At 59.4% G+C, this 15755-nt stretch carries 13 protein-coding genes; all 13 read right to left on the reverse strand.

Going from position 1 to position 15755, the window contains the following annotated elements; genetic code table 11:
• Positions 1 to 23: 23 nt before the first annotated feature.
• Positions 24 to 1481, reverse strand: coding sequence for an NADH-quinone oxidoreductase subunit NuoN (gene nuoN, locus ACTJJ6_RS05640; RefSeq protein WP_025303659.1), 1458 nt, complete (start codon positions 1479 to 1481; stop codon positions 24 to 26).
• A 6-nt stretch (positions 1482 to 1487) separates the two neighbouring features.
• Positions 1488 to 3017, reverse strand: a complete 1530-nt coding sequence (gene nuoM, locus ACTJJ6_RS05645; protein ID WP_004936002.1) for an NADH-quinone oxidoreductase subunit M — start codon at positions 3015 to 3017, stop codon at positions 1488 to 1490.
• A gap of 95 nt (positions 3018 to 3112) precedes the next feature.
• The gene (gene nuoL, locus ACTJJ6_RS05650) at positions 3113 to 4960 is read right to left on the reverse strand and encodes an NADH-quinone oxidoreductase subunit L (protein WP_015378577.1); all 1848 of its coding nucleotides are present in this window, start codon (positions 4958 to 4960) and stop codon (positions 3113 to 3115) included.
• Complete coding sequence (gene nuoK / locus ACTJJ6_RS05655; RefSeq protein ID WP_004936014.1) at positions 4957 to 5259, reverse strand: NADH-quinone oxidoreductase subunit NuoK; 303 nt, start codon at positions 5257 to 5259, stop codon at positions 4957 to 4959. Before nuoK ends, nuoL begins: the two co-directional genes overlap by 4 nt.
• On the reverse strand, positions 5256 to 5813 hold the full coding sequence (gene nuoJ / locus ACTJJ6_RS05660) for an NADH-quinone oxidoreductase subunit J (RefSeq protein WP_004936018.1): 558 nt from the start codon (positions 5811 to 5813) through the stop codon (positions 5256 to 5258). The genes nuoK and nuoJ overlap by 4 nt, the downstream gene beginning before the upstream one ends.
• A 13-nt stretch (positions 5814 to 5826) precedes the next feature.
• A complete protein-coding gene (gene nuoI, locus ACTJJ6_RS05665) occupies positions 5827 to 6369 on the reverse strand; it encodes an NADH-quinone oxidoreductase subunit NuoI (protein WP_025160170.1) in 543 nt (180 codons plus the stop codon).
• 14 nt (positions 6370 to 6383) lie between these two features.
• Positions 6384 to 7361, reverse strand: a complete 978-nt coding sequence (nuoH, locus tag ACTJJ6_RS05670; RefSeq protein ID WP_004936022.1) for an NADH-quinone oxidoreductase subunit NuoH — start codon at positions 7359 to 7361, stop codon at positions 6384 to 6386.
• Positions 7358 to 10096 carry an NADH-quinone oxidoreductase subunit NuoG gene (gene nuoG, locus ACTJJ6_RS05675; RefSeq protein ID WP_176062855.1) on the reverse strand — a complete coding sequence of 913 codons (2739 nt, stop codon included), beginning with the start codon at positions 10094 to 10096 and terminating at the stop codon, positions 7358 to 7360. Before nuoG ends, nuoH begins: the two co-directional genes overlap by 4 nt.
• 76 nt (positions 10097 to 10172) lie before the next feature.
• On the reverse strand, positions 10173 to 11519 hold the full coding sequence (gene nuoF, locus ACTJJ6_RS05680; RefSeq protein ID WP_015378579.1) for an NADH-quinone oxidoreductase subunit NuoF: 1347 nt from the start codon (positions 11517 to 11519) through the stop codon (positions 10173 to 10175).
• Positions 11516 to 12067 (reverse strand): NADH-quinone oxidoreductase subunit NuoE, encoded by a 552-nt coding sequence (nuoE, locus tag ACTJJ6_RS05685; RefSeq protein ID WP_004936034.1) that lies wholly within the window; start codon positions 12065 to 12067, stop codon positions 11516 to 11518. The genes nuoF and nuoE overlap by 4 nt, the downstream gene beginning before the upstream one ends.
• Before the next feature lie 2 nt (positions 12068 to 12069).
• The gene (gene nuoC, locus ACTJJ6_RS05690; RefSeq protein ID WP_004936036.1) at positions 12070 to 13866 is read right to left on the reverse strand and encodes an NADH-quinone oxidoreductase subunit C/D; all 1797 of its coding nucleotides are present in this window, start codon (positions 13864 to 13866) and stop codon (positions 12070 to 12072) included.
• A 96-nt stretch (positions 13867 to 13962) separates the two neighbouring features.
• Positions 13963 to 14637: a NuoB/complex I 20 kDa subunit family protein gene (locus ACTJJ6_RS05695; protein ID WP_004936039.1), complete on the reverse strand. Its 675-nt coding sequence runs from the start codon at positions 14635 to 14637 to the stop codon at positions 13963 to 13965.
• Positions 14638 to 14652: 15 nt separating this feature from the next.
• Entirely contained in the window at positions 14653 to 15090 is a 438-nt protein-coding gene (nuoA, locus tag ACTJJ6_RS05700) for an NADH-quinone oxidoreductase subunit NuoA (protein WP_004936040.1), read from the reverse strand.
• Positions 15091 to 15755: the final 665 nt, after the last annotated feature.

Genomic DNA, 15755 nt, shown 5'->3' on the forward strand with positions numbered 1-15755 from the left:
CCTTTTTACTGTCTGAAGCGTTATCAGAACGTCGGCTGCGCCATCTGCACCAGCGAAATCAGCGGCTGCGGATAAACACCCAACAGCAGCACCAGCGCGGCGGAGATCAGCACCACGACGCCACCGGCGGTCAACGCCCAGTTGTTCGGGGTGTCGCGCTGCAGCGATTCCGGCGCGCTGAGGAACAGGCTGACGGTCACGCGCAGGTAGTAGTACAGGCCGATGGCGCTGCCTACCACGACTGCGCCGGTCAGCCACCACAGGTGTGCGCTGACGCCCATCGCGATCACGAAGAACTTACCGATAAAGCCCAGCGTCATCGGAATACCGGCCAGCGACAGCATCATCACCGTCATCACCGCAGACAAGATTGGCTTATGCCAGAACAGGCCGCGGTAAGAGAACAGCGAATCCGCATCCGGGCCGCGGTATGGGCTGGACATCAGGCTGACCACGCCGAAGGCGCCCAGGCTGCTGAACAGGTAACCGGCCAGATAAACGCCGGCGGTTTCCAGCGACAGCTGATGGGTTTGCACCGCAATCAGCGCCACCAGCAGGTAGCCCAGGTGAGCGATCGACGAGTAACCCAGCAGACGCTTGATGTTGGTCTGGCTGATGGCCATCAGGTTGCCGAACAAGATAGAACAGAACGCGATGATCGACAGCACCAGGCGCAGCGCTTCGTTGTCGGCGGCCGGGGCATACAGGAACAGACGCATCACGACCGCGAAGATCGCGATCTTGCTGGCGGTCGCCAGGAAGGTCGAAACCGGCGCAGGCGCGCCCTGATACACGTCCGGCGTCCACAGTTGGAACGGCACCAGCGACAGCTTGAAGCCCAGACCGACGATCATCATGCCCATGCCGGCCAGGATCAGCGGCTGGTGCATCATGTTTTCCTGCAGGCTCTTGCCGAGGCCGGCCAGCGACAGATCGCCGGATTCGGCGTACAGCAGCGCCATGCCGAACAGCAAGAACGACGACGCGGCGGCGGACAGTAGCATGTACTTGATGGCGGCTTCCAGCGGGCGCTTCTGGCGATAGGCGTAGCCCACCAGGCCGAACAGCGGCAGCGAGATAAGCTCAATGCCGATGAACAGCGAAGCCAGATGGTTGGCGCTCGCCAGCAGGATGCCGCCCATGGCGGCGATCAGCACCAGCAGGTAGAACTCTTCGCGGTTATCCGGATAGCCGACCAGCCACGGATAGGCGAAGGTGCAGGTCGCCAGACTCGCCAGCAGCACCAGCCCGGTGTAGAACATCGAGTAGCCGTCAACCCGCAGCAGCGGGGTGACGTCCATTGGGCCTGCCTGGCCGACAAAGTACAGCGAAAGCAGCGCCAGGTTGAGACCGATCACGGTCAGGGTGGCGTTGATAAAGTGGTCGCGTCGCCACGCAATGCCTAGCATCACAACCACCACCGTCAATCCGACGATCAACAGCGGCAGCAGTGCGATCAGTTGTTGAGGAGTTATTGTCATGGCGAATTACGGCCTTGTTGTTGAAATTGCTGAAACTGACGAACCAAACCAGTGTTGCACGTTGCTCATCGCCGCGTTGGAAGTATCCAGAATCGGCTGCGGGTAAACCCCCAGCAGAACCAGCAACACCACCAGCAGCAGAATGATGAACAATTCGCGCGCGGTCATGCCCTGCAGCGGCTGGTCTGACTTAGGCGCACCGTAGTAAGCGCGCTGCATCATGATCAGCGAGTAAACCGAAGCGAACACCAGACCGAAGGTGGAGATCACGGTGATCACCGGCACCACCTGGTAGCTGCCGAACAGAATCATGAATTCGCCGACGAAGTTACCGGTACCCGGCATCCCCAGCGTAGCCACGGCGAAGAACAGCGACAGCGCAGGGATGAACTTGATACGCCCCCACAGGCCGCCCATCTGACGCATGTCACGGGTGTGCAGACGCTCATACAGCTGGCCGCAGATGATAAACATACCGGCGGCGGACAGACCGTGCGCGATCATCTGGATCACGGCGCCCTGGTAAGCCAGTTGGCTGCCGGTGTAGATGGCGATCAGCACGAAGCCCATGTGCGATACCGAGGTGTAGGCGATAAGACGCTTGATGTCGGTCTGCGCGAACGCCATCCAGGCGCCGTAGAAGATGCCGACCACGCCCAGCCACATGGCGATTGGCGCAAACTCGTGCGAAGCCTCAGGGAACAGCGGCAGGCTGAAACGCAACAGGCCATAGGCCGCGGTTTTCAGCAAGATGCCCGCCAGGTCGACGGAACCTGCGGTCGGCGCCTGGCTGTGCGCATCCGGCAACCAGCCGTGCAGCGGCACCACCGGCATTTTCACCGCGAAGGCGATGAAGAAGCCCAGCATCAGCAGATATTGCACATTGTGGGACATCGGCGTTTGCAGCAGGTCTTCGTAATCAAAGGTCCACACGCCGGTGGCGTTGTAGTGCACGAACACCAGGCCCAGGATCGCAATCAGCATCACCAGACCGCTGGCCTGGGTGTAGATGAAGAACTTGGTCGCCGCGGTGATGCGGGTTTTACCGTCCGACGCCTTGTGGCCCCACAGCGCGATCAGGAAGTACATCGGCACCAACATCATTTCCCAGAAGAAGAAGAACAGGAACATGTCGATGGCGAGGAACACGCCGATAACGCCGCCCAGGATCCACAGCAGGTTGAGGTGGAAGAAGCCCTGATATTTCTGGATTTCACGCCAGGAACAGAGGATCGCCAGCACGCCCAGCAGACCGGTCAACACCACCATCAGCAGCGACAGACCGTCCAGCGCCAGGTGGATGGAGATGCCGAAGCGCGGGATCCACGGCAGCAGGAATTCGCTCTGCCACTGCGGAATGCCTTTCGGCGTGGTCAATGTATAGCCGCCCTGCATCCACAGCTGCAGAGAGAGCGCCAACGTCAGCCCCATTGCGATCAGCGCTATCCAGCGCGGCACCTTAGTACCGAAGCGCTCAAGCTGCCAGCACAGCAGACCGCCGATAAAGGGGATAAGAATTAGCCAAGGTAATAGCATGGCGTTTTGTGTCCCTTATACGAATAATTTCAAACTTTGTACGTAGCGCCTGCCCGGCGCTACGCCCGAAAAATGCGTCTGTTTAAATTATTCAATTAAACCAAAATCAACAGAGCCAATACGACCACTGCACCCACACCCATAGACGCTATATACCAACGCACCTGGCCGTTCTCGCTCACCGTCAGACCGCGGTTCCCCCAGCGGGAGAAGACGGCCGGCAGGTTCATCAGCGAGTTCAGCGGATCGCGCTGCAGCAGCTTCGCAATGCCCAGGTACGGCTTGACGAACACTTTGTCATACAGCCAGTCGAAGCCCCAGGCATGGAACCACCAGGTCGAGAAGAAACGACCCGGCGCGCTGTTGGCGATGCTGTTGACCAGGCTGCGTTTGCCCAGCCACAGCGCGGCCGCCAGCAGAATGCCGACGATAGCCACCACGCCGGAGGTGATTTCCAGCGTCAGCACGCTGCCGTGCGCCAGTTCGGTCGTCTCCGGCAGCACGCCCTGCAACGGCGGCACGATCATCGCGCCGACGAAGGTGGACAGCACCAGCAGAACCAGCAGCGGCAGGTGGTGAGTGATGCCTTTACCGGCATGCGCTTTGATTTTCTCTTCGCCATGGAACACGATGAAAATCATTCGGAAGGTGTACAGCGAGGTCATGAACGCACCGACCAGGCCGGCAACCATCAGGTTGATGTGGCCGTTAGCCATCGCGCCCGCCAGGATCTCGTCCTTACTGAAGAAGCCGGCCGTGACCAGCGGCAACGCGGACAGCGCCGCGCCACCCACCAGGAAGCAGACGTACACCAGCGGGATGCTCTTGCGCAGACCGCCCATCTTGAAGATGTTTTGCTCGTGGTGGCAAGCCAGGATCACCGAACCGGACGACAGGAACAGCAGCGCCTTGAAGAACGCGTGGGTCATCAGGTGGAAGATCGCCGCGTCCCATGCCTGCACGCCCAGCGCCAGGAACATGTAACCGATCTGGCTCATGGTGGAGTAAGCGAGCACGCGCTTGATGTCGGTCTGCACCAGCGCGGCGAAGCCGGCCAGCAGCAGAGTGACCGCACCGACGATGCCCACCAGGTGCAGCACTTCCGGCGCCATCAGGAACAGGCCGTGCGTGCGGGCGATCAGATAGACGCCCGCGGTCACCATGGTCGCCGCGTGGATCAGTGCGGAAACCGGGGTTGGGCCCGCCATCGCGTCCGCCAACCAGGTTTGCAACGGCAGCTGCGCCGATTTACCGACCGCGCCGCCCAGCAGCATCAGGGTCGCCCAGGTGATGGCCGTATCGCCCACCGCCAGTTTCTGCGGCGCCAGGATCATCAGTTCGCGGATGTTCAGCGTGCCCAGCTCGTTGTAGAGGATGAACAGCGCGAACGCCAGGAACACGTCGCCCACGCGGGTGACGATAAAGGCTTTCATCGCCGCCGCGCCGTTGGCCGGATCTTTGTAGTAGAAACCGATCAACAGGTAGCTGCACAGGCCCACGCCTTCCCAACCCAGATACATCAGCAGCAGGTTGTCCGCCAGCACCAATACCACCATGCTGGCGATAAACAGGTTGGTGTAAGCGAAGAAGCGCGAATAGCCCTCTTCACCGCGCATGTACCAGGAAGCGAACATGTGGATGAAGAAGCCGACGCCGGTGACCACCGACAGCATGGTCAGCGACAGGCCGTCCAGCACCAGGGTCACGCCGATATTGAAGTTGCCGACGGCCATCCAGGTCCACAGGCTTTGCTCGAACAGCTGCACGCCGGCGGCTTTCTGGGCGAAGAAATCCATCGCCACATACACCGTGACCAGCGCAGCCAGGCCAATAGAACCCACGCCGACGGTGGCCGCCGTGTTTTCAGACCAACGACCGCGGGAAAATGCCAACAGCAGGAACCCGATCAGCGGTAGCAGAATTGTTAAATATAATAGGTTCATCCGCGCATCTCACTGACAGTATCAATATTCAGGGTATGACGACGACGGTAGAGCTGCAGCAGCAGCGCCAGGCCGATACTGGCCTCGGCTGCCGCCAGGCTGATCGCCAGGATGTACATCACCTGCCCGTCCGCCTGGCCCCAGTAGCTTCCCGCCACGATAAACGCCAACGCCGCAGCGTTGATCATCACTTCCAGGCTGATCAGCATAAACAGCAGGTTGCGGCGCACCAGCAGCCCGGTCAACCCGAGCACAAACAGGATAGCCGCCAGGATCAGGCCGTGTTGAAGAGGGATCATGCTTGCTCCTCCGATTTTCTTCTCGCCATTTCGCCACCCACCGGCGCGTTGCTCAGCACCTCGCCAGGCTTGTGCTCGCGGCCGATATGGAAGGCGACAACCAGACCCGCCAACAGCAGCATTGAAGCCAGCTCAACCGCCAGTACGTAAGGCCCGAACAGGCTGATGCCCACCGCCTTCGCGTCAACCATCTCACCGCTGATGCCCTGATCGGATACGCTGCGGATCGCAACGATCAATACCACCAGCAGCGCCAGCGACAGCAGGCCAGGCCCGATCCACACCGTCGGCTTCATCCAGTCGCGCTCTTGCTGCTGCACGTTGCCGAGGTTCAGCATCATCACCACGAACACGAACAGCACCATGATGGCGCCCGCATAAACGATGATTTCCAACGCGGCGGCAAAGTAGGCGCCGAGAGAGAAGAAGACTGCCGAGATCGCCAATAACGAGACGATCAGATACAGCAGCGCATGCACAGGGTTGGTATGGGTGATCACGCGAATCGTCGCGGCCACCGCAATCAAACCTGCCAGATAAAATGCAATTTCCATGCTTGCTGGCTCCTTAGGGCAACAGACCTTTGACGTCGATCGGTTTGGCTTCGTTTTCGGCTTCGCCTTTGGCTTTGCCGTCAATCGCCATACCGGCCATCCGGTAGAAGTTATATTCCGGATATTTACCCGGCCCCGAGATCAACAGATCCTCTTTTTCGTACACCAGATCCTGACGCTTGTACTCGCCCAGTTCGAAATCCGGCGTCAGCTGGATAGCGGTAGTTGGGCAAGCCTCTTCGCACAGGCCGCAGAAGATGCAGCGCGAGAAGTTGATGCGGAAGAACTCCGGATACCAACGGCCGTCTTTCTGTTCTGCCTTTTGCAGCGAGATACAGCCGACCGGGCAGGCAACCGCACACAGGTTACAGGCGACGCAGCGCTCTTCGCCGTCCGGATCGCGCGTCAGCACGATGCGGCCGCGGTAGCGCGGCGGCAGGTAAACCGGTTCTTCCGGATACATCTGGGTTTCGCGCTTGGCGAAGGCATGCATGCCAATCATCCAAATGCTGCGCACCTGGGTGCCGAAACCAACCACTAACTCTTTCAATGTCATGGTTTATTCACCCCTTATTGAGCGTTGTACAAAATGACCGCGGCGGTTGCCAGCAGGTTCAGCAGCGTCAGCGGCAGGCACACTTTCCAGCCGAAGGACATCACCTGGTCATAACGCGGACGCGGCAGCGCGGCGCGGATCAGGATGAACATCATCATGAAGAAGGCCGTTTTCAACGCGAACCAGATGAATGGCGGCAGGAACGGACCCTGCCAGCCGCCGAAGAACAACGTCACAATCAGGGCGGACACGGTGACGATACCGATGTATTCCCCCACGAAGAACAGACCGAACTTCATGCCGGAATATTCGATGTGGTAACCGTCAGCCAGTTCCTGCTCGGCTTCCGGCTGGTCAAACGGGTGACGGTGACACACCGCCACGCCGGCGATCGCGAAGGTCACGAAGCCGAAGAACTGCGGAATGACGTTCCAGACGTGCGCCTGAGATTCAACGATGGCCTGCATGTTGAATGAATCCGCCTGCATCACCACGCCCATCAGCGACAGGCCGATGAACACTTCGTAGCTCAGGGTTTGCGCGGAGGCACGCATCGCGCCCAACAGCGAGTATTTGTTGTTGCTCGACCATCCGGCGAACAGCACGGCGTACACCGCCAGGCCGGCCATCATCAGGAAGAACAGAATACCGATGTTGAGATCGGACACCGCCCAGGTCGGGCTGACCGGCACGATGGCAAATGCCAGCAACAGGGAAGTAAAGGCGATCATCGGCGCCAGGGTGAAGATCACCCGGTCGGAGAATCTCGGCACCCAGTCTTCCTTGAAGAACATTTTGATCATGTCGGCGACCAGCTGCAGCGAGCCGCCCCAGCCTACGCGGTTCGGTCCGTAGCGGTTCTGGAACAGGCCGAGCAGACGGCGTTCGCCGAAGCTCATGAACGCCCCGCACGCCACGACCACCAACAGGATCACGACCGCTTTAAGAATGGCGATCAAGATGTCGATCACCTCAGGGGTAAACCAGCTCATCGTGCCGCCTCCCGCAGATTGTCTACCTTAGCACCCACCAAGATCGGCGGGATCCCTGGCAAGCCGAGCGGCAAACCAACCTGGCCCTGGGTCAGGGTTTCACTCAGACGCACCGGCAGACGCAGGGTCTGGCCCGCGCAGTTGAACTCCACCAGGCTGCCCGCGTTGACGCCAAGCGTCGCCGCATCGGCCGGGTTGACCATCACGTAGGCTTCCGGCATGCGCTGCTGGATCACGTGAGAGCGCTGCGACATTTCATCGCTGCCGAACAGGTGGTAGTAAGGCGCGACACGCCAGCCGTCGTTCGGATTGAAGGCGGCTGGCACGCGGTCGAAGTAACCGAGGCTGCCCTCCCCCGCTTCGATCAGGCGCACGCCCGGATCGCCGTGGCGCAGTTTGCCGCCCACTTCGGCCTGGAACTTGTTCCATGCCTGCGGTGAGTTCCAGCCTGGCGCCCAGGCGAACGGGATCTGCTGACGATCGGCCAGCGGGCTGTTGTTCCCTTCCATCGAGAAGGCGAACATGGTGTCTTTATCCTGCGGCTGACGCGGCTCGTGCACGCTGATGTTGGCGCGCATGGCGGTACGGCCGCTGGAACGGTGCGGCGAACGCGCCAGCTTCTGACCGCGAATGCGGAACGTCGCGTCCGGCGCGGCATCGACGATGCCCTGCAGCTGCGGCAACGCGGCGACGCAAGCGGCGATCACGTCATCGAGCTGGGTCCAGTCCACGTGGCGGCTGGTGTAGGTGGAGTGCAGCGAGTGCATCCAGCGCCAGCTTTCCAGCATCACGGTGAACTGATTCTTCTTGGCGTCGTCGTAATAAGCCGGATCGTATACCTGGAAGAAGCGCTGCGCGCGGCCTTCCTGGTTGATCAGCGTGCCGTCGCTCTCGGCGAAGCTGGCCGAAGAGAGGATCAGGTTGGCTTTGTCCATGATCGCGGTGCGCTGGTGGTCGGCGACGATCAGGTTATTGACCTTGGCCAACGCCGCGTCCACCTGCGCCGCCGGCGCATGGCGATAGAGATCGTTTTCCATCACGATGGCGGTGTCGGCTGCGCCGCTCGCCAGCTGTTCCAGCGCCTGATCGAGCGAACCGCCGCCGATCATCGCCAGGCCCATGCTGTTGGCTGCGCCCGCCACGAAGGTGATGCCGACATCGGAACCGCGGCCCTTCAACGCTTTGGCGATGTTGGCCGCCGCTTCGATGATGGCTTCGCTGCCGGCGTTGCTGCCGGTCACGATCAGCGGTTTGCGTGCGCCGGTCAGCGCCTGCACGATGATATCGACTTTCTTGTTCAGGCCTTCTGCCAGATCGTTCACCGCCGGCGCGGCGTTATCCAGCGCGTGAGCGATGGCGAAGCCGAGGCGCGCCTGCTCGTCTACCGGCGCGCGGTAGTTCCAGGCGGCGATGTCATCCAGACGGGTGTTGTCGACGTTGGTGGTGAACAACGGATACTTGGCGTGTTGGCCGATATTCTGCACCGCCGCGATCTGCCAGTCGGCCACGCGTTGCGCCGCCGCCATCGCGCGGGCTTTGCCCTTGACGGCCTGACGCACGGACAGCGCGATGCGCGCGCCGGTTTGCGTCAGGTCTTCGCCCAGCACCAGCACCGCGTCGTAATCTTCGATCTCACGCAGCGCCGGCGTATGAACGCCGCCGTTCTTCAGCACGTTCAGCATCAGCGCCAGGCGTGATTGCTCCGCCTGAGCGATACCGGTGTAGTAGTTCTCGGCGCCGACCAGCTCGCGCAGTGCGAAGTTGCTTTCCAGGCTGGCGCGCGGGGAGCCGATGCCGATGGTTTTCTTCGCCTGACGCAGGATGTCCGCCGCGCCCTGCATCGCCTGCTCGGCGTTCAGGGTGATCCAGTCATCGCCGCGCAGCTGCTGCGGTTGACGCGGACGATCTTTCTGGTTGACGTAGCCGTAACCGAAACGGCCGCGGTCGCACAGGAAGTAGTGGTTCACGCTGCCGTTGTAACGGTTTTCGATACGGCGCAGCTCGCCATAGCGCTCGCCCGGGCTGGTATTACAGCCGATGCTGCACTGCTGGCAAATGCTCGGCGCGAACTGCATGTCCCATTTACGGTTGTAGCGTTCGGAGTGCGTTTTGTCGGTGAAGACGCCGGTCGGGCACACTTCCACCAGGTTGCCGGAGAACTCGCTTTCCAGCGTGCCGCTTTCCGGGCGACCAAAGTAGACGTTGTCGTGCGCGCCGTACACGCCGAAGTCGGTGCCGTCCGCATAGTCTTTGTAGTAACGCACGCAGCGATAGCAGGCGATGCAGCGGTTCATCTCGTGCGAGATAAACGGCCCCAGCTCCTGGTTGTTGTGGGTGCGCTTGGTGAAGCGGTAGCGACGGAAGCTGTGGCCGGTCATTACCGTCATATCCTGCAGGTGACAGTTACCGCCTTCCTCACAGACCGGGCAATCGTGCGGGTGGTTGGTCATCAACCACTCGACCACGCTTTCACGGAACTGCTTCGCTTCGCCGTCATCGATGGAGATGAAGGTGCCATCGGATGCCGGGGTCATACAGGACATCACCAAACGGCCGCGCGTATCTTCCGCGTTTTGGTATTGCTTTACCGCACATTGGCGGCAAGCGCCGACGCTTCCCAGCGCCGGATGCCAGCAAAAGTAAGGAATATCAAGGCCGAGGGAGAGACAAGCCTGCAGCAGGTTGTCCGCCCCGTCTACCTCATACTCTTTGCCGTCTACATGAATCGTAGCCATAGTCAGCATGCTTCCAAGTGGCCTGCCTTGCGGCAGGCGTTAATCAAAAATTCTGGCCGTGTTCGGGCGAGTCGGCTTACCAGCGTTGCTTCAGCAGATTGTTCGGCTGAATACCGCCAATCGCATGCGCGTTGCCGAAGTGCTGCACGGCGATACCCGCCTCGAACTCTTCACGGAAATATTTAATCGCGCTTTGCAGTGGCTCTACGGCACCTGGCGCGTGGGCGCAGAAGGTTTTGCCCGGGCCGAGGGAACGGCACAGCTGTTCGAGGGTTTCGATATCCCCCGGCTGCCCTTCGCCGTTTTCCAACGCGCGCAGGATCTTCACGCTCCACGGCAGGCCATCGCGGCAAGGCGTACACCAGCCGCAGGACTCGCGGGCGAAGAACTCTTCCAGGTTGCGCACCAGCGGCACCATGCCGATCTCGTGGTCAACCGCCATCGCCAACGCGGTGCCGAGACGGCTGCCGGCTTTGCCGATCGCGCCGTATTCCATCGGCAGATCGAGGTGATCGGCGGTCAGGAAGTCGGTGCCCGCGCCGCCCGGCTGCCAGGCTTTGAAACGCAGACCGTCGCGCATGCCGCCGGCGTAGTCTTCCAGGATTTCGCGCGCGGTGGTGCCGAACGGCAGTTCCCAGACGCCCGGATTTTTCACCCGGCCGGAGAAGCCCATCAGCTTGGTGCCTTTGTCTTCACTGCCGGAGATGCCGGTGTACCACTCTACGCCGTTCGCCAAAATGGCCGGCACGTTGCACAGCGTTTCGACGTTGTTGACGCAGGTCGGCTTGCCCCAGACGCCGGCGCTGGCCGGGAATGGCGGCTTGGAGCGCGGGTTGGCGCGGCGGCCTTCCAGCGAGTTGATCAGCGCGGTTTCTTCGCCGCAGATGTAACGGCCGGCGCCGGTGTGCACGATCAGCTCGAAATCAAATCCGGTGCCGAGAATGTTCTTGCCCAGATAGCCGGCTTCGGTGGCTTCCGCGATAGCGCGACGCAGGTGCGCCGCCGCTTCGATGTACTCGCCGCGCAGGAAGATATACCCGCGGTAGGCTTTCAGCGCGAACGCGGAGATCAGCATGCCTTCCACCAGCAGGTGCGGCAGCTGCTCCATCAGCAGGCGGTCTTTGTAAGTGCCCGGCTCCATCTCATCGGCGTTACACAGCAGGTAACGGATGTTCATGGATTCGTCCTTCGGCATCAGGCTCCACTTCAAACCGGTGGAGAAGCCCGCGCCGCCGCGGCCCTTCAGCCCGGAATCTTTCACCAGGCCGACGATCTCGTCCGGGGCCAGGCCTTTGAGGGCCTTCTCTGCGCCGGCATAGCCGTTTTTGCTGCGGTATTCGTCCAGCCACAGCGGCTGCTTGTCATCGCGCAGACGCCAGGTCAGCGGATGCGTTTCGGGAGTGCGTACAATGTGCTTGGTCATTGATACTGCTCCAGTAGCGTCTCGATATCTTCAGGCTTCAGCTGACTGTGAGTGTCCTCGTCAATCATCATGGTCGGCCCTTTATCGCAGTTGCCCAGACAGCAGGTCGGCAACAGCGTGAAGCGGCCATCAAAGGTGGTTTGACCCGGCTTGATGTTCAGCTTCTTCTCGATAGCGGCCTGAATGCCCTGGTAACCGGTGATGTGACAAACAACGCTGTCACAATAACGGATCACGTGACGTCCTACTGGCTGACGGAAAATCTGGCTGTAGAACGTGGCCACGCCTTCTACGTCGCTGGCGGGGATGCCCAGCACTTCCGCGATGGCGTAAATCGCACCGTCCGGAACCCAACCGCGCTGCTTCTGCACAATTTTCAGTGCTTCGATGGACGCGGCGCGCGGATCCTCGTAATGGTGCTTTTCGTGCTCGATCGCATCACGTTCTTCCGCGCTCAGTACAAATGCATCAACGCCGCTCTGAGGAGCGGCTGCGTTGATGGGCTCGAGCGCATCATTGACTGCGTGATTGTCTTTTTGATCATGCATAGTTAGCGGTCCACATCTGACATTACAAAATCGATACTACCCAGATAGACGATCAGGTCTGAAACCAGGCTGCCACGGATGACCGATGGGATCTGCTGCAAGTGCGCAAAGCTCGGCGTACGTACCCGGGTGCGATAGCTCATGGTGCTGCCGTCGCTGGTCAGGTAGTAGCTGTTGATCCCTTTGGTGGCTTCAATCATCTGGAATGATTCGTTGGCTGGCATCACCGGGCCCCAGGAAACCTGCAGGAAGTGGGTGATCAGCGTTTCAATGTGCTGCAGCGTGCGCTCTTTCGGCGGCGGCGTAGTCAGCGGGTGATCGGCCTTGAACGGGCCTTCCGGCATGTTGTTCAGGCACTGTTCGAGGATGCGCAGGCTCTGGCGCAGCTCTTCCACCTTCAGCATCACGCGGGTGTAGCAGTCGCTGGTGCCGTCGCCGACCGGCACTTCGAAGTCGAAGTTCTCGTAGCCGGAGTACGGACGCCATTTACGCACGTCGAACTCCACGCCGGTCGCGCGCAGGCCGGCGCCGGTCACGCCCCACTCCAGCGCTTCTTTGGCGTTGTAAGACGCGACGCCGATGGAGCGGCCTTTCAGGATACTGTTCTTCAGCGCCGCTTTCACGTAGGAGTCCAGACGCTTCGGCATCCAGTCGAGGAATTCACGCAGCAGGCGATCCCAGCCGCGCGGCAGATCGTGCGCGACGCCGCCGATGCGGAACCAGGCCGGGTGCATACGGAAACCGGTGATCGCTTCCACCAGATCGTAGATTTTCTGACGATCGGTAAAGGCGAAGAACACCGGGGTCATCGCGCCGACGTCCTGAATGAAGGTGGAGATGTACAGCAGATGGCTGTTGATGCGGAACAGCTCGGACAGCATCACGCGGATGGTGTCGACGCGCTCGGGCACCTTGATGCCGGCCAGCTTCTCGACCGCCAACACGTAAGGCATTTCGTTCACGCAGCCGCCGAGGTACTCGATGCGGTCGGTGTACGGGATGTAGCTGTGCCAGGATTGACGCTCGCCCATCTTCTCGGCGCCGCGGTGGTGATAGCCGATATCCGGCACGCAGTCGACGATCTCTTCGCCGTCCAGCTGCAGAATGATGCGGAACGCACCGTGCGCGGACGGGTGGTTCGGGCCGAGGTTGAGGAACATGAAGTCTTCGTTCTCGGTGCCGCGCTTCATGCCCCAGTCTTCCGGCTTGAAGGTCAGCGCTTCCATTTCCAGATCTTCTTTCTGCTTGGTCAGCACGAAAGGATCGAATTCAGTGGCGCGCGCCGGGTAGTCCTTGCGCAGCGGGTGCCCTTCCCAGGTCTGCGGCATCATGATGCGCGACAGGTGCGGGTGGCCGTCGAAGGTGATGCCGAACATTTCCCAGGTTTCGCGCTCGTACCAGTTGGCGTTCGGGAACACCTTGGTCGCCGTCGGCACGTGCAGGTCTTTTTCAGACAGCGCCACCTTCAGCATGATGTCGCGGTTGCGCTCGATGGAGATCAGATGGTAGAAAACGGAGAAATCCGCAGCGGGCAGGCCGTCGCGGTGGGTGCGAAGGCGTTCATCCACGCCATGCAGATCGAACAGCATGACATACGGCTTCGGCTGTTTTCTCAGGAACGTCATTACTTCCAGTAACTGGTCAGGTTTAACCCATACCACGGGCATGCCGGTACGAGTGGCCTGAACAGTAAAGGCTTCCGGCCCAAAACGGTTGCGCAGTTCGCCGATCACCGGGTCGTCAAGGTGATCTCGGGTCTGCCAGGCAGGCAAGGCGTCGTGCGTCGTCAAATCTGTCATAATTTTTTTTCACCACACTAAAGGGTTATTCGCCGCAAGTTTCACTTTTCGCTGTGTTAACCAATAGCGCACTAAGATGGACGTTAAATGAACGTCTTAAATCTCGTCAGGCGTCCGGAGGTTGGTCACCGCGATGCGCTCGCCGTGTTTACGCTCTCTTTCAGACTGCATATTGGCGCGGTAAACGCCCTGATCGCCGACAACCCACGACAGCGGGCGACGTTCTTTGCCGATGGATTCCTGCAGCAGCATCAGCGCTTGCATGTAGGCTTCCGGACGCGGTGGGCAGCCGGGAATGTACACGTCGACCGGCAGGAACTTGTCCACGCCCTGCACCACGGAATAGATGTCGTACATGCCGCCGGAGTTGGCGCAGGCGCCCATCGAGATCACCCACTTAGGCTCCAGCATCTGCTCGTACAGGCGCTGGATGACCGGGGCCATTTTGGTGAAGCAGGTCCCGGCTACCACCATCAGGTCAGCCTGACGCGGGGAGGCGCGCAACACTTCCGCACCGAAACGCGCCACGTCGTGAACGGCGGTAAACGACGTCACCATCTCCACGTAACAGCACGAAAGGCCGAAGTTATACGGCCAAATAGAGTTTTTACGCCCCCAGTTCACCATGTCATGCAGCGCATGTTCGAGTTTACCCATGTAAACCGTGCGGTGAACCTGTTGTTCCAGGGGATCGGCGACGATCTCCTGTTTTTGCAGGGGATAACGGTCGTTCTCACCGTTCGGGTCTATGCGGGTGAGCGTATAGTCCATCTTAATGCCTCGCTGTTACTGCGGATGACTGTTGGTGTTAGTGATCGTGCTCGGTTTGCTGCGGCGTTGGGAACGCGCCGGAGTCCAATCCAACGCGCCGATGCGCACCAGATAAACCAGACCGGCCAATAGCACCAAAATGAAAATGGCGGCTTCGATAAAGCCCACCCAGCCGCTCTCGCGAATCGAGACCGACCAGGCATACAGGTATAAGGCTTCAACGTCGAAAATAACGAAGAACATGGCCACCAGGTAGAACTTGGCGGACAAGCGCATGCGCGCCGTGCCGACCGAGTCGATGCCTGATTCAAACGGGGTGTGTTTGGCGCGCGCCCGGGCTCTCCCGCCCAAGAAGAACGCACCCAGCAGCATTAAGCCGCAAAGCCCGATAGCCACGACGAGAAATACGGCGAGCGCCCAGTGATGAGCGATAACTTCAGTGGTTGTTGACATACTCTATGCTTACTCATCAAAAGTGGCGTCGATCGCACTGCTCTTGTCACCGGCAGTTAGTGCGCCACATCGATTTAAGGGAAGGATAAATAACCACACAAACAAACTGCTTTTACAGCGAGTTAGGCAGCGTTTTTCTGTGGGCTTTTTACTCCTTTCTATAACCTTTTGTCAACTTTGACAAAAGTATCTACACACTAGTTTACATACGTATCATTTGATTAACATTTGATGCGCCAGGGACAGGCTAAATCGTGTCAGTTAATTTTTGTGTAGAAACAGATAGATATAAACCAACATGCACATTTCAGTTTTACTATACCATTGTCTCAGGAATTCCCTGTTCTTCCACTCACTACCTAGGGGTATTTTTTTGATCCAGGACACGTTTTCAGCATAAATCCTCAAAAAAAGTGTGGCCCTTTAACAATTTTCCTCAAATTAAGCCGCAAAAACGACCGCCATAAGCTAACAAAATAACCATGCTATTACCATGCCTTTAACTCATTCAATCTTATTGTGCAAAAAACGAACCCAGCATCTTAAATCCGGTCAAACTCTCTTTTCAGCAACGCTTAAAAGTTAATAAAACAGACGACTCATAACAAAATCATACTTAAACCTCTATAACAGTAGAAATCATCAAAAAACGGCCAAAAAAAACC

This window comes from Serratia sp. 22278 (genome assembly GCF_052045405.1).
GTDB classification, from domain to species: domain Bacteria; phylum Pseudomonadota; class Gammaproteobacteria; order Enterobacterales; family Enterobacteriaceae; genus Serratia; species Serratia marcescens.